Below are 20,673 nucleotides of genomic sequence, written 5' to 3' on the forward strand. Positions count from 1 at the left end.
CATGTTCCCGTTGCTGCGCCTGTTCCGCATCATCCTGGTTTCGCTGCGCTATGGCCTGGACGAGCTGGTGCTCTCCAGCCTGAACCATCCGCTGGCCACCTGCCTGCTGCGCGTCATCCGCCTGGGCACCCGGCCGCGCAAGCCGCGCGGCCTGCGGCTGCGCCTGGCGCTGGAATCGCTGGGGCCGATCTTCGTGAAGTTCGGCCAGGTGCTGTCGACCCGCCGCGATCTGATCCCGGCCGACATCGCCAACGAGCTGGCCCTGCTGCAGGATCGCGTGCCGCCGTTCCCGTCAGCCCAGGCCGCCGCCTGCATCGAGGCCGCGCTGGGCGCGCCGCCCGAAAAGCTGTTCGCGCAGTTCGAGGTGGACCCGGTGGCGTCGGCCTCCATCGCCCAGGTGCACTTCGCGGTGCTGCACGACGGCCGCGAGGTGGCGGTCAAGGTGCTGCGCCCGGGCATGCTCAGCATCATCGAGAAAGACCTGTCGCTGCTCAAGATCGTGGCCCGCATTATCGAGCGCCTGGGCGCCGATGGCCGCCGGCTCAAGCCGCGCGAGGTGGTGGCCGAGTTCGACAAGTACCTGCACGACGAACTCGACCTGGTGCGCGAGGCCTCCAACTGCAGCCAGTTGCGCCGCAATTTCGGCCCGGAATCCGGCCGCGGCGACATGCTGATGGTGCCCGAGGTGATCTGGGAATACACCGCGTCCACCGTGTTCACCATGCAGCGCATGTATGGCGTGCCGGTGGGCCAGGTCGAGCGCATGCGCGCCGCCGGCATCGACATTCCGACCCTGGCGCGCACCGGCGTCGAGATCTTCTTCACCCAGGTGTTCACCGACGGCTTCTTCCATGCCGACATGCACCCGGGCAACATCTACGTGTCCGACCGGCCCGAGACGCTGGGCAGCTACATTGCCCTGGACTTCGGCATCGTCGGCTCGCTGTCGGAATTCGACAAGAACTACCTGGCGCAGAACTTCCTGGCCTTCTTCCATCGCGACTACCGCCGCGTGGCGCAGTTGCACATCGAGTCGGGCTGGGTGCCGCCCGATACGCGCGAGGAAGAACTGGAGGGCGCGGTGCGCGCCGTCTGCGAACCCTATTTTGACCGGCCGTTGTCCGAGATTTCGCTGGGCCAGGTGCTGTTGCGCCTGTTCCAGACCTCGCGCCGGTTCAATGTGGAGATCCAGCCGCAGCTGGTGCTGCTGCAGAAGACGTTGCTGAACGTCGAAGGCCTGGGGCGGCAGCTCGACCCCAACCTGGATCTCTGGAAGACCGCCAAGCCCTACCTGGAACGCTGGATGCGCCAGCGTGTCGGAATCAAGGGCTTGCGGCAGAGCCTGGAGAAAGAAGCCGCGCAGTGGTCGCAGATGCTGCCCGCGCTTCCCAGGCTGGTCCACGACCACCTGAACCGCCCGAATCTCTCGCCGGCCCTACTGGCCGAGATGGCGCAGTTGCGGCGGGCCCAGGAGCAGAACAACCGGCTGGTCGCGGCGCTGGTTGGCGTGCTGGCCCTCGGGATCGGGGTGGCGTTGTGGGCATTGACCCGATAGGCGGCGCGATGGTGTAAGTGCGATCCCCTGTCATGTTTCATTCATGAAACGGTCATCATAGCTTCGCGGGAGACGGCGAAAAATAGCGCTGGGCAGACTTGTGCAGCGTCACGCCGGCAAGTGCGTGCGCCATTCATCAATTTCTATAGCCCCACTGGCGGGACGAAAACAAGGGCAGAACATGCTTTATCCTGAACTCTTCAAGACCATGGAAGCGGTGCGCTGGAACATGGCGCACGATATTCCCTGGGGTGACTTCGATCGCAGCAAGCTCTCGGACGAGCAGGCGCACACGATCAAGATGAACGCCATCACCGAGTGGGCCGCGCTGCCGGCCACCGAGATGTTCCTGCGCGACAATCGCGGCGACAGCGATTTCTGCGCCTTCATGTCGGTGTGGTTCTTCGAAGAACAGAAGCATTCCCTGGTGCTGATCGAATACCTGCGCCGCTTCCGTCCCGATCTGGTGCCCACGGAAGAAGAGCTGCACAACGTGCGCTTCGAATTCGACGTCGCGCCCGAGCTGGAAACGCTGATGCTGCACTTCTGCGGCGAAGTGCGCCTGAACCACTGGTATCGCCGCGCCGCCGAATGGCACACCGAGCCGGTCATCAAGGCCATCTACAAGACCGTGGCGCAGGACGAGGCCCGCCATGCCGGCGCCTACCTGCAGTACATGCGCCGCGCGCTGCACAACCGCGGCGAGGACACCAGCGTCCAGGCGCGCCTGGCGTTCTCCAAGATCGGCGTGCTGATGGCCTCGGCCGGCCGCACCCAGCAGGCGCTGCACCCGACCAACCTGCACGTCAACAAGGACCTGTTCCCCAACGACACGGTGCAGTCGCGCCTGCCCGAGCCGGGCTGGCTGGAGCACTGGCTGGACAGCCAGATCCGCTTCGACGGCATCTGGGAGCAGAAGGTCGCCACCCGCATCCTGCACATCCTGTCCAAGCTGATGGACCGCAGCTTCGAGACGGTCAAGGACCTGAACCGCTACCGCAAGGAAATGACGGCGCTGGTGGTGCCCAAGGAAAAGGAAATCGTGCTGGCCGGCGCCTGATCGGGCGCCACGGCGGCGCGCGCCGGCCCCGGCCGGGGGCGTTCGATGACCGATGACGGCGGCCGCGGCCGCCGTCGTACAATCGCGCCATGCCAGCCGCCCGTTTCGAATCCAAAGTCCTGTCCCGCGACGACTGCGTCGCCGCCGTTGCCGCCGGCCGCCTGCCGCGGCCGCTGGTGTTTACCAATGGCGTCTTCGACATCCTGCACCGGGGCCACGCCACCTACCTGGACCAGGCCGCCCAGCTGGGCGCGACGCTGGTCGTGGCGGTCAATACCGATGAATCGGTGCGCCGCCTGGGCAAGGGCGCCGAGCGCCCGCTGAACCGCATGGAAGACCGCGCCGCGCTGCTGGCGGCGCTGGGCTTCGTCACCGTAGTGACCTCGTTCCACGAGGACACGCCCGAGGCCCTGATCGGCCAGCTCAAGCCGGACCTGATCGTCAAGGGCGGCGACTACGACATGGAAAAGCTGCCCGAAACCGCCCTGGTCAAGTCCTGGGGCGGCCGCGCGGTGGCCATTCCGTTCGAGTTCGAGCGGTCCACCACGGCGCTGGTCAGGAAGATCCAGGGCGCCTGAGGCGGCGCCACGCGCTCAGCGCGGTTCGCGCAGCAATCGGTTGATGGCTTCCAGGTCGGACTCGGCCAGAATGCCGCTGGTGGCCTTCAGGCGCAGTCCCGACAGCACCGTGCTGTAGCGCGCCAGCGCCAGGTCGCGCTGGGTGGCATAGAGCTGCTGCTGGGCGTTGAGCACGTCCAGGTTGATGCGCACGCCTACCTCGTAGCCGGTGCGGTTGGCCTCGACCGCGGCGCGGCTGGACTTTTCGCCCGCCTCCAGCGCCTGGATGCGCGCCAGGCCGCTGGTGACGCCGGTGTAGTACTGGCGCGCGGCCTGCACCGCCTGGCGCCGCGCCGCCTCGAAATCGTGGCGCGCCTTCTGTTCCAGCTGCACTTTCTCCGTGACCTGCGAGGACACGCCACCCCCCGAATACAGCGGAATCGACAGCACCACGCCGATGGTGCTGTCGATCGGCTTGCCCGGCGCTGCGTTGCGCATCACCGCATCGCTGGCGCTGCCGCTGGTGGCGCGCAGGTTCAGGGTGGGGTAGTGGCCGCTCCTGGCGATCTGGATTTCGCGTCCGGCGATGCGGGTCAGCAGTTGCGCCCGCAGCACCTCCAGGCTGGAGGATTCAGCCTGGTTGCTCCAGTCCGCCACGCGAGCCGGCTGCGGCGCGGGCAGTTGCACCCCGGGCGGCAGTTCGGCCAGCGCGCCGGGGGCCGTGCCGATGATCCTGGCCAGTTCCTCGCGGCGCACGTCCAGGTCGTTCTGCAGGCGCAGTTCCTGCGCCACCACCAGGTCGTAGCGCGCCTGCGCTTCGTAGGTGTCGGTGATGGTGGCGTTGCCCAGCTCGAAATTGCGCTTGGCCGACTCCAGTTGGCCGGCCACGGCGGCTTTCTCGGCCTCGGTCGCGGTCAGGGCGTCCTGCGCGTACAGCACGTTGAAATAGGCGTCGGCCACGCGCAGCAGCAGGTCCTGGTAGGCCTGCTGCAATTGCACCTCGACATCGGCGACGATGAGCTTGGACTGTTCGTAGTTCTGCCAGCGGCCCCAGTCGAACAGCGGCTGGGTCAGCGCCAGGTCCCAGACGCCGCGGCCGCCGCTATAGGCCATGCTCAGGCCGCGGGTGCTGCGGGTTTCCTGGTAGGCGCCGCCGACGCCGGCCGAGACCTCGGGCAGCAGCAGGGCGCGCGCCTGCGGCTCTTTTTCGAGGCCGGCGCGGTAGCTGGCGCGCGCCGCGGCGTAGATCGGGTCATTGCCCAGGGCGGATTGCCATACCTGCAGCAGGTTCTGCGCGCACGCGACAGACGGGCCGACACTTGCGGCGGAGGTAAAAACCAGTAAAGCCGTAAGCAGTCGGACGCGCATGATCTGTCAGGGGGAGGGGTGCTGCTCCAGGGAATCCAGGGCGGGGGCCCGTGTAGCCGGGCGGGCCGACGTGGCGGGGCCGAACGGCCCCGCCTGGGAACTCAGAACTTGAACTGCGACACCGTGGCGCCGCGCAGGGGCTTGATGACCGTTTCGAACAGATTGACGGTCTCGAAGCTGGCGGCGGTGGTGCGGGTGATGCGACAGGCCGTCATGACGGGGGCCTGGCCGACGACGACGACCAGGCGGCCGCCGACGCGCAGCTGGTACTTGAGCGCGTCCGGCACGACCGGCACGGAACCCGTCACCAGGATCGCGTCGTATTCGGTGGAACCCCAGCCGTTGCGGCCGTCGCCGGTTTCGACCTTGACGTTGGTGACGTTGTTCATCTGCAGGTTCTGCTGCGCGAACGTGACCAGGCGGCTGTCGATCTCGACCGAGGTGACCTGCTGCGCCAGGTAGCCCAGCAGCGCGGCCTGGTAGCCGGAGCCGGTGCCGATTTCCAGCACGCAGTCGGATTTGCTCAGTTGCAGTTCCTGGGCCAGGCGGGCTTCGACCTTGGGGGCGAGCATGGTCTGGCGGGTGTTGACCGCGTTGATTTCCAGCGGCAGTTCCAGGTCGGAAAACGCCAGGGCGCGCAGGGCCGGCGGAACGAACTGTTCGCGGCGCACATCGAACAGCGCCTGCAGCACGTTGGCGTCCAGGACTTCCCAGGGGCGGATCTGCTGTTCCACCATGTTGAAGCGGGCTTGTTCTACGTCGGGCAGGGTCGAAGCGTTCATGACGGTCAGAAAAAACAGAGGAATCAACTGACCATTGTACCGATTCGTAGCGTCCTGTGACGCCGCCGGGGCCGCGGCCTGGTTACAGACCGGGGAAACCGTCAGCCGGGGCGGCGCTTTCGGACGCAATGACGGCCGGTATCACCACCAGGCGTGGAAGTGGTGCACCGGGCCATGGCCGGAACCGACCGACAGGCGCTCGGCGTGGCGGATGGCTTCGGTCAGGTAGGCCTTGGCGCGGCGCGCGGCCTCGGGCACGTCCTCGACCTGGGGCAGCAGCGCGGCCAGGGCGGCCGACAGGGTGCAGCCGGTGCCATGGGTGTTGGCGGTCTCGATGCGGTGGCCGGGCAGCTCGATCATGCGGTCGCCGTCGTGCAGCAGGTCGATGGTGTCGTTGCCGGGCAGGTGGCCGCCCTTGACCATGACCCAGCGCTGGCCCGAATGCGCCAGCTTGTTGCGCAGGCGTTCGGCCACCCGCCGCATTTCCTTGACCGTTTCCACCGGGCGCTCTTCCAGCAGCACGCCGGCCTCGGGCAGGTTGGGGGTGAGCAGCGTGGCCTGCGGCAGCAGCGCTTCGCGCATGGCGCCGACGGCGTCGCGTTCCAGCAGCAGGTCGCCGCTCTTGGCCACCATGACCGGGTCCAGCACCACATGCGCCGGGGTCCACTTGGCCAGCTTCTCGGCCACCACCTGGATCACCGGCTGCTGGCCCAGCATGCCGATCTTGACCGCGTCGATGCGCACGTCGGCGAACAGGGTGTCGATCTGCTGGCCGACGAAGGCCGGCGGCACCGGCGAGATGCCGCTGACGCCCTGGGTGTTCTGCGCGGTGAGCGCGGCGATGACGGCGCAGCCATAGGCGCCCAGGGCGCTCATGGCCTTGACGTCGGCCAGGATGCCGGCGCCGCCGGACGGGTCGACGCCGGCGATGGTCAGCGCGTTGGGGATCGGGCGGCCGTTGGCGGCCGGCTGGCGGCTGCTCATTTGGCGGCGCCGGGCGCGGCGGTGATCAGGCCCTCGGTGGGCGAGCTGGGCGCGCCACTGTAGAGCTTTTTCGGCATGCGGCCGGCCAGGAAGGCCTCGCGGCCGGACTCGACGCCCTTCTTCATGGCGCTGGCCATCAGCACCGGGTCGCGCGCGGCGGCGATGGCGGTGTTCATCAGCACGGCGTCGCAACCCAGTTCCATGGCGATGGCGGCGTCCGAGGCGGTGCCCACGCCGGCGTCCACCACCACCGGCACGCGCGCCTGGTCGATGATCAGGCGCAGGTTCCAGGGATTCAGGATGCCCATGCCGGAGCCGATCAGCGAGGCCAGCGGCATCACGGCCACGGCGCCCATGTCTTCGAGCATGCGGCACTGGATGGGATCGTCGGTGCAATAGACCATGACCTGGAAGCCTTCGTCGACCAGGGTCTTGGTGGCCTTCAGGGTCTCGGGCATGTTGGGGAACAGCGTGTGCGGGTCGCCCAGCACTTCCAGCTTGACCAGGGCGTGGCCGTCCAGCAGTTCGCGCGCCAGGCGCAGCGTGCGCACGGCGTCGTCGGCCGAGTAGCAGCCGGCGGTGTTGGGCAGCAGCGTGAACCTGGACATCGGCACGTAGTCGAGCAGGTTGGGCTCGCCCGGGTTCTGGCCGATGTTGGTGCGGCGGATGGCGACCGTGACGATCTCGGTGCCGCTGGCGTCCAGCGCCGCGCGGGTCTGTTCGAAATCCTTGTACTTGCCGGTGCCGACGAGCAGGCGCGACGAATAGGCGCGGCCGGCGATGGTGAGAGTGTCTTGAGTGGTCATGGCGGTGCTTCAAAGAGCGGGCGCGCGCAGCGGGACCCGCGGAGGCTGGCTGATCATCGGGGATCAACGGGTTGATCACGGTTAGGCGAATCATAAAGCACGGCGCGGCGCGGCTGCGACCAAGGCCACGCTGGCGCGTTCCACAAATCGCGCTTCCCGCGCACGACGGGCGGGCGCGAATGACCGGGTCGCGGATAGGGGTATGCCGCCGGCCCCGCGCCGGGCGGGGGCTTTCGAGCCACCGGCCCTAGCGCGCCCGCAGGCCGTCCAGGTCCGCGCACAACTGCTCGGCCGCGTCGATCAGGCGCGGGCCGGGCCGGTACAGCGCGTCGGCGTCGATGCCGTAGACGTGGCCGGCCAGTGCCGCCGGCAGGCCCATGGCGCGCCAGGCCGCCAGGTTGCGGGCGGTGTCGGCGGGCGCGGAGACGCCGGCCAGCACCGCGTCGGGACGCGCCGCCAGCACGCTTTCCAGGCCGACCTGCGGGGCCACGACCGGCGCCTGTTCGAAGACATTGACGCCGCCGCACAGCCGCAGCGCGTCGCTGACGATGCTGGCGTGGTTCAGGGTGTAGATCGGGTCCAGGCCCGCCTGCACGAAGACGCGCACCGGCGCGCGGCCGGCGTAGCGCGCGGCCAGCGCGTCGAGTCGCGCGCGCAGGGCCTGTGCAGCGGGCGCCGCCTGGGCCCCGGTGCCGAACAGCACGCCCAGGCGTTCGACCGCGTCGGGGATGGCCGCCAGCGTCTGCGGGTCGCTGTAGTAGAGCGGCACGCCCAGCTTGTCCATCACGCGCGCCAGCGGCGCGGCGGCCGATGGTTGCCAGGCGATGACCAGGTCGGGGCGGGCGGCGGCCACGCGCTCGGGATCGGGCTGGGTGCCGTCGCCGATGACCGGCAGGGCGCGGGCCGCGGGCGGATAGTCGCTGCCGCGGATCGTGGCAACCAGGTAGGCGCCGGCGCCGGCCGCGTAGACCAGCTCGGTGGCATGCGGCGCGAGGGTGATCGCACGCCGCGCCGGGGCCGCCAGGGTCAGGTCGCGGCCGCGATCGTCGCGCGCGTGGATCGCCGCAGTGGGGCCGGCAGAGGTGTCGGCCGTCGCCGGACCGGGGGCGCACAGCAGCCCGAGGACGGCGAACGGAAGGGCGCGGACGAAGGTCATGCGAGGGATCGATACAGTCGGCGTGGAGGAACGCCGACTATATCGGATCGCCGCTTAGTAGCGCACCGTGAGGGAGGCGTAGAAGTTGCGGCCGGGCGCGGGGTACAGGTTGTAGTTGGCAACCGGTCCCAGCATCTGGAACGAGGCGTCGCCGCCGCGGATGCCGTAGGTGGCGTACTTGCGGTCCAGCAGGTTGTTGATGCCGAACGCGCCTTCGATGTTGCGGGTGAACTTGTAGGCCACCTTGGTATTGAAGAGCACGTAGGCATCCAGTTGCGTGTCGAACTGGTTGGCCTGGTCGTTGTCCATGCGCGACTTGCCCACGTACTGCGCCGTCACGTTCCACAGGAACGCGTCGGTGGGGCGCCAGGTTACGCCGGCGTTGGCAAGCCACTTGGGCGCCAGCGGCACGGTCTTGCCCGCCAGGTCGACGCCGCCGTAGGTGCCCGAGCGGAATTGCGCTTCCATCCAGGTCAGGTTGGCGTCCAGCGTCAGGCTGCTGGTCAGCTTGTGGTGGCCTTCCAGTTCGACGCCCTGGCGACGGGTCGGATCCAGGTTGGTGTTGGCGCCGGTGCCCGGGCCCCACATGCCGTCGGCCAGCGGGTTGTACTGGATCTCGTTGGTCAGGTCATAGCGGAACCACGACAGGCGCGCGCTGGTGGTGTCCGAGGCCCAGGTCACGCCCAGTTCCTTGTCGGTGGACGTCTGCGGCGCCAGCGGCGATTGCACCGAGAGGGCTTCGTCGGCATTGGGCAGGCGGAAGCTGCGGCCGACCTTGCCGTACAGGCCGAAGCCGGCGGGCAGGTCCTGGCGCACGCCGAGCTGCCAGGCGGTCAGGTGGTGGCCCTTGTCGGATTCCTCGCCCGAGCCGGAAATCACTTCCAGCTTGTCGGAGGCGTACTGGCGGCGCGCGCCCAGGGTGACGTAGGTGCTGTCGGTGGCGCGGATCTGGCCTTCGGCGAACAGGCCGTACTGGTGCTGGCGCGACTGCCACTTGGAGGGGGCGAAGTCGTAATAGGCGTTCTGGTCGGCGGAGGTCTTGGCTTCCTGCGCGTCGGCGCCGAACACCACGCTGTGGCCGCCGTTGATCGGCAGGCGGTACCGCAGGCTGGCCAGGTTCTCTTCCAGCTTCTGCTGGCGCAGCGTGTCGCCGAAACCGTCGTACGACAGGCCGTTGAGCTTCTTCTCGCGGGCCGAGGCGTCGGCGTACAGGGTGCCCACGCCCAGCTGTTGTTCGACCTGCAGGCCGAAGGTGGTGGTGGTGGTCTTGACGAAGTCGACCTTGTTCTTGGCGCCGCGCGGGTCGCTTTCGAACTGGTTCTCGCCCGTGGTCGGGTTGATCAGGCGCGGGCCCGGCAGGTCCAGCTTCTGCGTGGTGGTGTTGCCATACAGGCGGATCGAGCCGTTGTCGTGGCGGAAGGTGATGCCGCCGCCGCCGCCCTCGCGGCGCTCGCCGCTATGCTCGCGGTAGCCGTCGCTGTGCAGCGACTGCATGTAGGCGTCCACGCCCACCTTCTGGTTGTTCAGGGCCACGGCGGCGTCGTACTGGCGCAGGCCGTAGCTGCCGAAGGTGGCGGTGGCGCGGGCAGTGACCGGCTCCTTGGCGAAGTCCTTGCGGGTGATGATGTTGATCACGCCGCCGGTGGTGCCGCCGCCGTATTGCACCGAGCCGCTGCCGCGCACGATCTCGACGCGTTCGACCTGGTCCAGCGGCACCACGCCCAGGCTGGGGGCGGACAGATCGTTGGTGTTCTGCTTGACGCCGTCGATCATGATCAGCGTGTTGCTGGCGCCGGTGATGCCGAAGCCGCGCAGGTCGACGATGGCGTTGTCGCTGGCGCTGGTGGTGTTGACAAGGTGGATGCCGGCCTGCGTCGACAGCAGGTCCTGCATGGTGCGGGCGCTGCTGGCGGCGATGTCTTCCGCGGTGATGACGGAGATCGACACTGGCAAGGTGCGGCCGTCGCTGGGCACGCGCTGGGCGGTGACGGTGACGGTGTCGAGTTCGGGAGCGGGGGTGGCGGCTTGCTGGGCGGCCGACAGGGCCGGGGCGGAGCAGAGCAGGGCGCCGGCGTAGCGCCGGATGGAGCGGGATTTCATCTACAAGACCTCGATGCGACCCGCGACCCCGCAGGTCAATCACGATGGGGAGGAAACCCGGGCCACGCCGCGATCCCTGGGGAGCCGGCGCCGGACGGGCGTCCTGGCGATCGAACAGGCCGGTATCGGGCTGCCATGGGCGCATCGCGCGCATGGGGACCGTTGCGGGGGCAGCACAGGCTGGATGTCCGGGCCGGCCGGCCTTGTGGGCGGCGGGGCGGATGTCTTCCTGTTTCCCGTTTACCTTTCGCGCGCGGACCGGCAAGTGTTGCGTTCTTGCCTGTCCCTGTGCGCCGAAAGCACCGGTTCGGGGCCGAAACTGTATCACCGGAGGGCGAAACAGGGCCTGTTTTGTTACGATCAGGGGTTGATTTTTCGGCCTTTATCGCTTTTTCGCGACATTTGCGCGGCCGCTTTCGTTGCCCAACCCTCCTTTCGGACCTGAACGTGTCGTATCCCCGCCTGCCTTACCCGCCCGAGAGCTTCACCCGCGGCGGCGATTTCGCCCGCCTGCTGGGCCAGCGCATCCTGATCCTGGACGGCGCCATGGGCACGATGATCCAGCGCTACAAGCTGGGCGAGGCCGATTTCCGCGGCGAGCGCTTCGCCGGCCATGGCAAGGACCTCAAGGGCGACAACGAACTGCTGTCGCTGGTGCGGCCGGACGTGATCTCGGAGATCCACCGCCAGTACCTGGAAGCCGGCGCCGACGTCATCGAGACCAACACCTTCGGCGCCACCTCGATCGCGCAGGGCGACTACGACCTGCCGGAACTGGCCTACGAACTGAACCTGGTGTCCGCGCAACTGGCGCGCCAGGCCTGTGACCAGTACAGCACGCCGGACAAGCCGCGCTTCGTGGCCGGCGCGCTCGGCCCGCAGCCCAAGACGGCGTCGATCTCGCCCGACGTGAACGACCCGGGCGCGCGCAACGTCACCTTCGACGAGCTGCGCGTGGCCTACGTTGAACAGCTCAACGGCCTGCTCGATGGCGGCATCGACATCGTCCTGATCGAAACCATCTTCGACACGCTCAACGCCAAGGCGGCGATCTTCGCCACCGAGGAAGTGTTCGAGCAGCGCGGCATCCGCCTGCCGGTGATGATCTCGGGCACCGTCACCGACGCCTCCGGCCGCATCCTGTCGGGCCAGACCGTGGAGGCCTTCTGGAACTCGGTGCGCCATGCGCGACCGGTCACCATCGGCCTGAACTGCGCGCTGGGCGCGGCGCTGATGCGCCCGTACGTGGCCGAGCTGTCCAAGATCTGCGACACCTACGTTTGCGTCTACCCCAACGCCGGCCTGCCCAACCCGATGGCCGAGACCGGCTTCGACGAGACCCCGGCCGATACTTCCGCGCTGCTGGAGGAATTCGCCCGCGCCGGGCTGGTGAACATGTCCGGTGGCTGCTGCGGCACCACGCCCGACCACATCCGCGCGATTGCCGACAAGGTCGCGGCGCTGACGCCGCGGGTGGTGCCGGAGATCCCGGTCAAGACCCGCCTGTCGGGCCTGGAGCCGCTCAACATCGACGAGGACACGCTGTTCGTGAACGTGGGCGAACGCACCAACGTCACCGGCAGCAAGATGTTCGCGCGCCTGATCCGCGAAGAGAAATACGACGAGGCGCTGGCGGTGGCCCGCCAGCAGGTCGAGAACGGCGCGCAGATCATCGACATCAACATGGACGAGGCCATGCTGGATTCGGTGGCGTGCATGCACCGCTTCCTGAACCTGATCGCCTCCGAGCCCGACATCGCGCGCGTGCCGGTGATGATCGACAGCTCCAAGTGGGACGTGATCGAGACCGGCCTGAAGTGCGTGCAGGGTAAGCCGGTGGTCAACTCGATCTCCATGAAGGAAGGCCTGGAGCCGTTCCGCCACCACGCCCGCCTGTGCCGCCGCTACGGCGCGGCGGTGGTGGTGATGGCGTTCGACGAGCAGGGCCAGGCCGACACGCTGGAGCGCCGCAAGGAAATCTGCGGCCGCGCCTACAAGATCCTGGTCGAGGAAGAGGGCTTCCCGCCGGAAGACATCATTTTCGATCCCAACGTGTTCGCGGTCGCCACCGGCATCGACGAGCACAACCACTATGCCGTCGATTTCATCGAAGGCACGCGCTGGATCCGCGAGAACCTGCCGCACGCCCGCATTTCGGGCGGGGTGTCGAACGTGAGCTTCTCGTTCCGCGGCAACGAGCCGATGCGCGAGGCCATCCACACCGTGTTCCTGTATTACGCGGTCAAGGAAGGCATGACGATGGGCATCGTCAACGCCGGCCAGTTGGGCGTGTATGCGGACCTCGATCCCAAGCTGCGCGACCTGGTCGAGGACGTGGTGCTGGACCGCGCCGAGCCGGTCGGCAAGACCGACCCGTCCGACGAACGCACGCCGACCGAGCGCCTGGTGCAGTTCGCCGACACGGTGAAGGGCTCGGGCGCCAAGAAGGAAGAAGACCTGGCCTGGCGCAATGCCGAAGTCGAGGCGCGCCTGTCGCACGCGCTGGTGCACGGTATCACCGCCTTCATCGTCGAGGACACCGAAGAGGTGCGCCAGAAGATCGCCGCGCGCGGCGGCCGCCCGATCGAGGTGATCGAAGGCCCGCTGATGGACGGCATGAACGTGGTCGGCGACCTGTTCGGCGCCGGCAAGATGTTCCTGCCGCAGGTGGTGAAGTCGGCGCGCGTGATGAAGCAGGCCGTGGCCCACCTGATCCCCTTCATCGAAGAGGAAAAGCGCCAGATCGCGGCCGCCGGCGGCGACGTGCGCGCCAAGGGCAAGATCGTCATCGCCACCGTCAAGGGCGACGTGCACGACATCGGCAAGAACATCGTGTCGGTGGTCCTGCAGTGCAACAACTTCGAAGTGGTGAACATGGGCGTGATGGTGCCCTGCGCCCAGATCCTGGAGAAAGCCAAGGAAGAGAACGCCGACATCGTCGGCCTGTCCGGCCTGATCACGCCCAGCCTGGAAGAGATGGCCTACGTCGCCTCGGAAATGCAGCGCGACGAGTATTTCCGCAGCCGCAAGGTGCCGCTGATGATCGGCGGCGCCACCACCAGCCGCGTGCACACGGCCGTGAAGATCGCGCCCAACTACGAAGGCCCGGTGATCTACGTGCCGGACGCCAGCCGTTCGGTGGGCGTGGCCACCAGCCTGATGTCCGACCAGGCGGACGCCTACCTGGCGGAGCTGGCCGAGGAATACGAGGACGTGCGCCGCCGCCACGCCAACCGCAAGGCCACGCCGATCCTGCCGCTGGCCGAGGCGCGGGCCTCGCGCCCGCGGATCGACTGGGACAGCTACACGCCGCCGCGCCCCAAGTTCATCGGCCGCCGCACCTTCAAGAGCTACGACCTGGCCGAGATCGCGAAGTACGTGGACTGGGGCCCGTTCTTCCAGACCTGGAGCCTGTTCGGCCCGTATCCGGCCATCCTGGAGGACAAGGTGGTGGGCGAACAGGCGCGCAAGGTCTACGCTGACGGCCAGGCCATGATGAAGCGCATCGTCGAGGGCCGCTGGCTGACCGCGAACGGCGTGGTCGGTTTCTACCCGGCCAACAGCGTCAACGACGAGGACATCGAGGTCTACAAGGACGAGAGCCGCAGCGAGGTGCTGTTCACCTACCGCAACCTGCGCCAGCAGGGCGCCAAGCGCGAGGGCGTCAGCAACAAGTCGCTGTCGGACTTCATCGCGCCCAAATCCAGCGGCAAGCTCGACTACATCGGCATGTTCGCGGTGACGGCCGGCATCGGCATCGAGAAAAAGGAAGCCGAGTTCGAGAAGGCGCTGGACGACTATTCCGGCATCATGCTCAAGTCGCTGGCCGACCGCCTGGCCGAGGCCTTCGCCGAATGCCTGCACGCCCGCGTGCGCCAGGACCTGTGGGGCTACGCGCCGGACGAGGCGCTGTCCAACGACGACATGATCGCCGAGAAGTACGTCGGCATCCGCCCGGCGCCGGGCTATCCGGCCTGCCCGGAACACGTGGTCAAGACCGACATGTTCCGCGTGCTGGACGGCGCCGACATCGGCATGATGCTGACCGACAGCTACGCCATGTTCCCGGCCTCGAGCGTGTCGGGCTTCTACTTCAGCCATCCGCAGTCGCAGTACTTCAACGTCGGCATCATCGGCGAAGACCAGTTGCAGGACTACGCCGCGCGCAGCGGCCGCAGCATCGAGGATCTGAAGCGCACGCTGGCGCCGAACCTGGGCTGAGGCGGGTTTCCGCCGCCGCGCCGGGCCCGCCCGGCATCCCAGCGCCACCCCAGCGCCGCCCCGGCTCGTCCGGCGCGGCGCTTTGTTTTATTCGGACGGTTTACCAAATGGATAGTGGTAAACCATGATGTGCCAAATTGGTAAACCACATAATATTTGGTCCAACCACTTTCAACGCCATGACACTACAACTGATCCCCAAGCCCGAGGAACCCGCCAGCAAGCCGGTGGCCGACCGCGCCTACCTGCGGCTGGCCGCGCAGATCCAGGCCCTGGTCGCGCAGGGCGAGTTCGCGGTGGGCAAGCGCCTGCCGGCCGAGCGCGCACTGGCCGAGCGCTTCGACGTCAGCCGCACTTCACTGCGCGAGGCCATCATCGCGCTGGAGCTGCAGGGCGTGGTGGAAGTGCGCGGCGGCTCGGGCATCTATGTCTGTGAACCGCGTCCGGGCGTGGCGCGGCTGCCGGCCGCGCAGGAGCCGGGCGCGGGGCCGTTCGAACTGCTGCGCGCGCGCTGCCTGGTCGAATCGGAAATCGCCGCGCTAGCGGCCAGCACCCGCAACGATGCCGACCTGGATCGCATCTTCGAGGCGCTGACCACCATGCGCGAGCAGATGATGCACAAGGAAGAAAACCAGGAGGCCGACCGCCGTTTCCACCTGTACATCGCGCAGTCCACCGGCAACAGCGTGCTGCTGGGCACGGTGACGGCGATGTGGGACCAGGCGCAAGGCCCCATCTGGGAAAAGATCGAGCAGCATTTCCATACGCAGGAATTGCGCCAGGCCTCGCAGGAAGATCACCAGCGCATCTTCAGCGCGCTGGTGGCGCGCGATGCGGATGGGGCGCGGCAGGCGATGCGCAATCACCTCGAACGCGTGATCGGCGAGTTCGCGCAGGGGTGGCGTTGACGTAATACCGGCAGGCGGCCCCCGGCTGAGCGCGGAAGATACCGCGCCCCGGAACCGGGCGACATACATCAGGAGACAACAGGATGCAGCAAAGGAACAAGGGGAGCCGCGCCTGGCACAGGGCGGCGGCGATGCTGTCGGCGTGCGCGCTGGCGGCCTATGCGCTGGCGGCGCCGGCGATGGCGCAGGAAGCGCCCGCGGCGGGCCAGAGCGCGCGTATCGATGCCATCCGCAAGGCCGGCGAGCTGCGCGTCGGCGTGCTGCAGAACGCACCCTGGCTGCTGCAGGACGTATCCGGCAAGGGCGGCGAGGGCTGGAGCGGCCCGGCCTGGCTGCTGGCCAAGGAATACGCCCGCCTGCTGGGGGTGAAGCTGACGCCGGTGCAGGTCTCGCATGAAACCAAGGTGCCGGTGCTGGCGGCCAACCAGGTCGACATGACCATCAGCCCGCTGGCCGAAACGCCGGAACGCTTGAAGGTGGTGGACTTCGTGCTGTATTCCTCCACCAGCGTCTGCATGTTCGGCCTGGCGTCCAATCCCAAACTGGCCGCGGCCAGGTCGGTCGATGACCTGAACCGGCCCGGCGTCACCATCGCATACTTCACTGGCGGCGCCGAGGAAGCCTGGGTCAAGCAGCGCTTTCCCAACGCCACGCTGCGCGCCGTGGCCAACTCGGGCGCCACCGCGCCGATCGAGGAAATCATGGCCAAGCGCGCCGACGCGGCGCCGATCAATCGCGTGCCGTGGGTCGGCCTGAGCCGCAAGGTGCGCGGCCTGGCCGTGCTGCCCGCCGAGGCCAACTGCCAGCAGAGCACCGAAAAGGCCTCGCCCGTGGGCCTGGCCATTGACAAGAACCAGCCTGAATACCTGGCCTGGCTGCGGCAGGTGGCCGCCGGCATGAAGACGCGCCTGGACGCCGACGAAATGCGCATCATCGAACAGACCCCGTAGGCCGCTCCGGCCTTTCCCCACCCCACCGGATTCACCGACCCGCGCAAGGCGCGCGGCCCGGGCGACTGCCCGCGGCCTCGCGCGCCCGCATCCGGCGTCCGCCGCCGGGCTTGCCTCCAAGGAGACCGCAATGCAACCGTCCTTTCTCACCCGTTTCGCCGCCACCGCTCTGCTGCTGGCCGGCGCCGCCACCGCCCAGGCGCAGACGCCGCCCGCGCCCGGCGAGAGCCCGCGCATCGACGCCATCCGCAAGGCCGGCGTGCTGCGCGTGGGCGTGGTCAACAACCCGCCGTGGCTGGTGCAGAACACCACCGGCTCGGGCGAGCCCTGGATGGGCTCGTCGTGGCTGCTGGGCAAGGAGTTCGCGCGCCTGCTGGACGTGAAGATCGTGCCGGTGCAGGTCAGCCACGAAACCAAGGTGCCGGCGCTGATCGCCAACCAGATGGACATCATGATCGGGCCGCTGAACCAGAACGCCGAGCGCGCCAAGATCATCGACTTCGTCACGTTCTCGAACACCAGCGTCTGCATGTTCGGCCTGGCGTCCAACCCCAAGTTCACCAGCGCCACCAAGGTCGAGGACTTCAACCAGCCCGGCATCACCATGGCCTACTTCTCGGGCGCGGGCGAAGAGCCGCTGGTGCTGGAGAACTTTCCCAAGGCCAAGCTGCGCGGCGTGACCAACTCGGGTTCGGTGGCGCCGATAGAGGAAGTGCTGGCGGGCCGCTCCGACGTGGCGCCGCTGAACCGCATGCTGTGGCCCAACATCAGCAGGAAGGTCAAGGGCCTGGCCGTGTTCCCCAAGGAAAACGACTGCCAGGACAGCAAGATCTTCGCGATCGACGCGGGCATGGGCGTGGCCAAGAACCAGCCGGTGTACCTGGAGTGGCTGCGCAAGGTGGAAGCGCGCATGCATCCCGAACTGGTGGCCGAAGAACGCCGCGTGACGCAGAACCTGAAGTAAGGCGGACACACCATGCTCAATTGCGCGATTCATGGGGCCGAGGACCTGCGGCTGGTGGAACAGGCGCCCGAGCCGCTGGGCCCGACGCAGGTGCGCGTCGGCGTCAAGGCGGTCGGCATCTGCGGTTCGGACCTGCATTACTACCGCCACGGCCGGGTCGGCGATTTCGTCATCCGCGAACCGCTGACGCCGGGCCACGAGGCCTCGGGCCAGGTGCTGGAGGTCGGTTCGGCCGTCACCGCCGTCAAGCCCGGCGACCGCGTGGCGCTGGATCCGGCGCGCACCTGCGGCGTGTGCCGCTATTGCCGCCAGGGCGATTCCAACCACTGCGAGGCGGTGTTCTTCTTCGGCAGCGCCAGCCGTTATCCGCACATGCAGGGCGCGATGCGCGAGCAGGTGGTGGTGCAGGAAAAACAGTGCGTGCCTGTGCCGGAGAGCCTGTCGTTCGAGCTGGCCGCCTTTGGCGAGCCGCTGGCGGTGGCGCTGCACGCGGTGCGCAGCGCCGGCACGCTGCTGGGCAAGACGGTGATGGTGGTGGGCGCCGGGCCGATCGGCGCGTTGGTGCTGATGGCGGCGCGCCTGGCCGGCGCCAGCCAGGTCATCGTGGTCGACATCGTGGACCAGACCCTGGCGACCTGCGCCAAGGTCGGCGCCACGCGCACCATCAACGCCGCCGCCGAGCCGGGCGCGCTGGACGAGCTGGCGGCGGGCAAGGGCACGGTCGATGTGTGCTTCGAGGCCTCCGGCAACTACGCCGGGCTGGCCAACTGCATCCGCGCCACGCGGCCGCGCGGCACCATCGTCACGGTGGGCACGCTCAATGGCAGCAGCGAGCAGTGCCCGTTCAACCAGATCATGGTCAAGAGCCTGAACGTCATCGGCAGCTTCCGCTTCGTCGATGAATACGCCTGGGCGGTCGACTACCTGGGCCGCGGCCTGGTGGACGTGGCGCCGCTGCTGACGGCCGCCGTGCCGGCGCGCCAGGCGCACGAGGCCTTCGCGCTGGCGGCGGACCGGCGCCAGGCCATGAAAGTGATGGTGACGTTCTGAGCCCGGCGCTCGCGAATCGCACGGAGATTGCATGGACTTCGATTTTTCCCCCATCGTCGATAACTGGCGCTTCTTCGCCAGCGGCCTGGGCATCACGGTGGCGCTGAGCGCCGTCACGGCCGTCTCCAGCATCCTGCTGGGCCTGGTGATCGCGCTGCTGCGCCTGTACGGGCCGCGCTGGCTGCGGGTGCTGCTGGTGTTCTACATCGACAGCATGCGCGCCATCCCGGTGCTGGTGGTGCTGGTGTGGATCTACTTCGCCTTCCCGCTGCTGGCCGGGGTGACCTTCGCGCCGTTCTGGGCGGCGCTGGTGGCGTTGACGCTGCACATCGCGGCCTATTCGGCCGAGGTGATCCGCGCCGGCATCGAGTCGGTGCGGCCGGGGCAGATGCGCGCCGGCCTGGCGCTCGGCATGTCGCGGGCCCAGGCGCTGCGCAAGATCATCCTGCCGCAGGCCACCATCCGCATGCTGCCGGCCTTCGGCTCGGTGCTGACGGTGGCGATCAAGGACACCGCCATCGCCACGGTGATCGCGGTGCCCGAGCTGATGCACAAGGCCGAGACCATCGCCGGGCAGAGCTACCGGCCGATCGAGGTGTTCACCGCGGTGATCGTGGCGTACTTCGTGATCCTGTTTCCGGTGACGCGCGGCGTGGACCGGCTGTACCAACGCTACGCACACCTGGGGCGCTCATGAATCTGGACTGGGGAATTATCTGGGACTCGCGCCAGGTGCTGCTGCAGGGCGCGGCCATGACCGTGATGCTGACGGTGGTGACGATGGCGCTGGCGGTACCCGGCGGCATGGTGCTGGCACTGATGCGGCTGTCGTCGAACCGCGTGGCCAACGGCGTCGCGGTGGCGATCGTCGAGTTCTTCCGCAACCTGCCGCTGATCCTGGTGATCTATTGGGCGTTCTACGTCATGCCGATGGCGCTGGACGTGCAGTTCTCGGCGGTGACCACGGCGCTGGTGGCGCTGGTGCTGAACGTGTCGGCCTACAACTCCGAGACCTTCCGCGCCGGCATCAATTCGATCCGCAAGGGCCAGATGGAGGCCGCGCTGGCGATGGGCATGTCGCGCCGCCAGGCCATGTTCAAGGTGCTGGTGCCGCAGGCGGCGCGGCGCATCCTGCCGGTGCTGGCCAGCACCTGGATATCGCTGTTCAAGGACACCTCGCTGGTGTCGGTGATCGCCGTCAGCGAGCTGGCCTATGCCTCGATGCAGGTGCGCGCGCAGAGCTTCCGCGTGCTGGAAATGCTGACCGCGATGGCGGTGATCTATTGGCTGATGGGCTATCCGCAGGCCAAGCTGGTCGACTGGATCCACCGCAAATACGGAGTCAAGGAGTGAACGAGATGATCCTGGAACAAACGGCCGACACGGCCGGCGCGGCGGTGGCCGCCGCAGCAACGCCTGCCGCAGCGACCGCTGCCGCGGCATCGGCCGCCACCCGCAAGGGCGCCGACCAGCCGCCGGTGCTGGTGTACGAGCACGTGCGCAAGGTCTTTGGCGACTTCGTGGCGTTGAACGACGTCTCGCTGCAGGTCAACAAGGGCGAGGTGATGTGCCTGATCGGCCCGTCCGGCTCGGGCAAGTCCACGCTCCTGCGCTGCACCAACGCATTGGAGAAGATCGACGGCGGCCGCGTGCTGCTGGACGGCGTGGCGGTGCCGGAGGCCGAGTCCGAGGTGCGCAAGGTGCGCCAGCGCATGGGCATGGTGTTCCAGAGCTTCGAGCTGTTCCCGCACAAGTCGGCGCTGGACAACGTCGCCATGGGGCCGATCACCGTGCTCGGCATGGCGCCGGAGCAGGCGCGGGCCCGCGCCATGGCGCTGCTGGAGAAGGTGGGCCTGGCCAGCAAGGCCGGCAACTTCCCCGCCAACCTGTCCGGCGGCCAGCAGCAGCGCGTGGCGATCGCCCGCGCCCTGGCGATGGAGCCGGAAGTGATGCTGTTCGACGAGCCGACCTCGGCGCTCGACCCCGAGACCGTGGGCGAGGTGCTGAACGTCATGAAGAAGCTGGCGCAGGAAGGCATGACCATGATCGTGGTCACGCATGAAATGAGTTTCGCCCGGCGCGTGGCCAACTGGGTGGTGGTGTTCGAGAACGGCGCCATCCTGGAACAGGGCCCGCCCGCGCAGATTTTCGACAACCCGCAGGTCGCCCGTACCCGCGACTTCCTCAGCCACCTGGGCTGGGAAGGCTGAAC

17 protein-coding genes are annotated in these 20,673 nt (G+C 68.1%); 11 read left to right on the forward strand and 6 right to left on the reverse strand.

Annotated features, from left to right (window positions below; all coding sequences use genetic code 11):
• Nucleotide 1: 1 nt before the first annotated feature.
• The 3 genes from ubiB (at nt 2) to AC6CR5_RS22690 (ending at nt 3,193) form a co-directional block, all read left to right on the forward strand.
• A complete protein-coding gene (ubiB, locus tag AC6CR5_RS22680; protein WP_498084976.1) occupies nt 2–1,555 on the forward strand; it encodes a ubiquinone biosynthesis regulatory protein kinase UbiB in 1,554 nt (517 codons plus the stop codon).
• Between the two features lie 181 nt (nt 1,556–1,736).
• On the forward strand, nt 1,737–2,615 hold the full coding sequence (locus AC6CR5_RS22685; protein WP_006386867.1) for a ferritin family protein: 879 nt from the start codon (nt 1,737–1,739) through the stop codon (nt 2,613–2,615).
• Nucleotides 2,616–2,704: 89 nt separating this feature from the next.
• The gene (locus AC6CR5_RS22690; protein ID WP_020925374.1) at nt 2,705–3,193 is read left to right on the forward strand and encodes an adenylyltransferase/cytidyltransferase family protein; all 489 of its coding nucleotides are present in this window, start codon (nt 2,705–2,707) and stop codon (nt 3,191–3,193) included.
• Between the two features lie 15 nt (nt 3,194–3,208).
• On the opposite strand, the gene AC6CR5_RS22695 is transcribed toward AC6CR5_RS22690, so the two are convergent.
• The 6 genes from AC6CR5_RS22695 to AC6CR5_RS22720 all read right to left on the reverse strand — a co-directional run bounded on the left by AC6CR5_RS22695 (nt 3,209) and on the right by AC6CR5_RS22720 (nt 10,368).
• Entirely contained in the window at nt 3,209–4,540 is a 1,332-nt protein-coding gene (locus AC6CR5_RS22695) for a TolC family outer membrane protein (RefSeq protein WP_020925373.1), read from the reverse strand.
• Between the two features lie 101 nt (nt 4,541–4,641).
• A complete protein-coding gene (locus tag AC6CR5_RS22700; protein WP_026383599.1) occupies nt 4,642–5,322 on the reverse strand; it encodes a protein-L-isoaspartate O-methyltransferase family protein in 681 nt (226 codons plus the stop codon).
• Nucleotides 5,323–5,463: 141 nt separating this feature from the next.
• Nucleotides 5,464–6,306 (reverse strand): bifunctional hydroxymethylpyrimidine kinase/phosphomethylpyrimidine kinase, encoded by an 843-nt coding sequence (gene thiD, locus AC6CR5_RS22705; RefSeq protein ID WP_020925371.1) that lies wholly within the window; start codon nt 6,304–6,306, stop codon nt 5,464–5,466.
• Entirely contained in the window at nt 6,303–7,112 is an 810-nt protein-coding gene (locus AC6CR5_RS22710; protein WP_020925370.1) for a thiazole synthase, read from the reverse strand. The genes thiD and AC6CR5_RS22710 overlap by 4 nt, the downstream gene beginning before the upstream one ends.
• Nucleotides 7,113–7,359: 247 nt before the next feature.
• Entirely contained in the window at nt 7,360–8,268 is a 909-nt protein-coding gene (locus tag AC6CR5_RS22715) for a cobalamin-binding protein (RefSeq protein WP_200220792.1), read from the reverse strand.
• Nucleotides 8,269–8,322: 54 nt separating this feature from the next.
• On the reverse strand, nt 8,323–10,368 hold the full coding sequence (locus AC6CR5_RS22720) for a TonB-dependent receptor (RefSeq protein WP_269877956.1): 2,046 nt from the start codon (nt 10,366–10,368) through the stop codon (nt 8,323–8,325).
• 447 nt (nt 10,369–10,815) lie between these two features.
• Between AC6CR5_RS22720 and metH the strand changes: the two genes are divergently transcribed.
• The 8 genes from metH to AC6CR5_RS22760 all read left to right on the forward strand — a co-directional run bounded on the left by metH (nt 10,816) and on the right by AC6CR5_RS22760 (nt 20,671).
• Nucleotides 10,816–14,589, forward strand: coding sequence for a methionine synthase (metH, locus tag AC6CR5_RS22725; protein WP_498084977.1), 3,774 nt, complete (start codon nt 10,816–10,818; stop codon nt 14,587–14,589).
• Between the two features lie 179 nt (nt 14,590–14,768).
• Nucleotides 14,769–15,497 carry a FadR/GntR family transcriptional regulator gene (locus AC6CR5_RS22730; RefSeq protein WP_020925365.1) on the forward strand — a complete coding sequence of 243 codons (729 nt, stop codon included), beginning with the start codon at nt 14,769–14,771 and terminating at the stop codon, nt 15,495–15,497.
• Between the two features lie 83 nt (nt 15,498–15,580).
• Nucleotides 15,581–16,447, forward strand: a complete 867-nt coding sequence (locus tag AC6CR5_RS22735; RefSeq protein ID WP_054443771.1) for a substrate-binding periplasmic protein — start codon at nt 15,581–15,583, stop codon at nt 16,445–16,447.
• A gap of 130 nt (nt 16,448–16,577) precedes the next feature.
• Entirely contained in the window at nt 16,578–17,411 is an 834-nt protein-coding gene (locus AC6CR5_RS22740; protein WP_498084978.1) for a substrate-binding periplasmic protein, read from the forward strand.
• A 12-nt stretch (nt 17,412–17,423) separates the two neighbouring features.
• Nucleotides 17,424–18,461, forward strand: a complete 1,038-nt coding sequence (locus AC6CR5_RS22745; protein ID WP_054516664.1) for an L-idonate 5-dehydrogenase — start codon at nt 17,424–17,426, stop codon at nt 18,459–18,461.
• A gap of 31 nt (nt 18,462–18,492) precedes the next feature.
• Nucleotides 18,493–19,158 carry an amino acid ABC transporter permease gene (locus tag AC6CR5_RS22750; RefSeq protein ID WP_006392647.1) on the forward strand — a complete coding sequence of 222 codons (666 nt, stop codon included), beginning with the start codon at nt 18,493–18,495 and terminating at the stop codon, nt 19,156–19,158.
• Nucleotides 19,155–19,814, forward strand: a complete 660-nt coding sequence (locus AC6CR5_RS22755; protein ID WP_006392648.1) for an amino acid ABC transporter permease — start codon at nt 19,155–19,157, stop codon at nt 19,812–19,814. The genes AC6CR5_RS22750 and AC6CR5_RS22755 overlap by 4 nt, the downstream gene beginning before the upstream one ends.
• Before the next feature lie 125 nt (nt 19,815–19,939).
• Nucleotides 19,940–20,671 (forward strand): amino acid ABC transporter ATP-binding protein, encoded by a 732-nt coding sequence (locus tag AC6CR5_RS22760; protein WP_026383606.1) that lies wholly within the window; start codon nt 19,940–19,942, stop codon nt 20,669–20,671.
• The last annotated feature ends 2 nt before the right edge of the window (nt 20,672–20,673 follow it).

This window comes from Achromobacter sp. EG18, from assembly GCF_059759395.1.

Bases quoted from the DNA above. Each gene is read 5' to 3' on its own strand.
- ubiB (WP_498084976.1), top strand. From the start codon at position 2: ATGTTCCCGTTGCTGCGCCTGTTCCGCATCATCCTGGTTTCGCTGCGC.
- AC6CR5_RS22685 (WP_006386867.1), top strand. From the start codon at position 1,737: ATGCTTTATCCTGAACTCTTCAAGACCATGGAAGCGGTGCGCTGGAAC.
- AC6CR5_RS22690 (WP_020925374.1), top strand. From the start codon at position 2,705: ATGCCAGCCGCCCGTTTCGAATCCAAAGTCCTGTCCCGCGACGACTGC.
- AC6CR5_RS22695 (WP_020925373.1), bottom strand. From the start codon at position 4,540: ATGCGCGTCCGACTGCTTACGGCTTTACTGGTTTTTACCTCCGCCGCA.
- AC6CR5_RS22700 (WP_026383599.1), bottom strand. From the start codon at position 5,322: ATGAACGCTTCGACCCTGCCCGACGTAGAACAAGCCCGCTTCAACATG.
- thiD (WP_020925371.1), bottom strand. From the start codon at position 6,306: ATGAGCAGCCGCCAGCCGGCCGCCAACGGCCGCCCGATCCCCAACGCG.
- AC6CR5_RS22710 (WP_020925370.1), bottom strand. From the start codon at position 7,112: ATGACCACTCAAGACACTCTCACCATCGCCGGCCGCGCCTATTCGTCG.
- AC6CR5_RS22715 (WP_200220792.1), bottom strand. From the start codon at position 8,268: ATGACCTTCGTCCGCGCCCTTCCGTTCGCCGTCCTCGGGCTGCTGTGC.
- AC6CR5_RS22720 (WP_269877956.1), bottom strand. From the start codon at position 10,368: ATGAAATCCCGCTCCATCCGGCGCTACGCCGGCGCCCTGCTCTGCTCC.
- AC6CR5_RS22730 (WP_020925365.1), top strand. From the start codon at position 14,769: ATGACACTACAACTGATCCCCAAGCCCGAGGAACCCGCCAGCAAGCCG.
- AC6CR5_RS22735 (WP_054443771.1), top strand. From the start codon at position 15,581: ATGCAGCAAAGGAACAAGGGGAGCCGCGCCTGGCACAGGGCGGCGGCG.
- AC6CR5_RS22740 (WP_498084978.1), top strand. From the start codon at position 16,578: ATGCAACCGTCCTTTCTCACCCGTTTCGCCGCCACCGCTCTGCTGCTG.
- AC6CR5_RS22745 (WP_054516664.1), top strand. From the start codon at position 17,424: ATGCTCAATTGCGCGATTCATGGGGCCGAGGACCTGCGGCTGGTGGAA.
- AC6CR5_RS22750 (WP_006392647.1), top strand. From the start codon at position 18,493: ATGGACTTCGATTTTTCCCCCATCGTCGATAACTGGCGCTTCTTCGCC.
- AC6CR5_RS22755 (WP_006392648.1), top strand. From the start codon at position 19,155: ATGAATCTGGACTGGGGAATTATCTGGGACTCGCGCCAGGTGCTGCTG.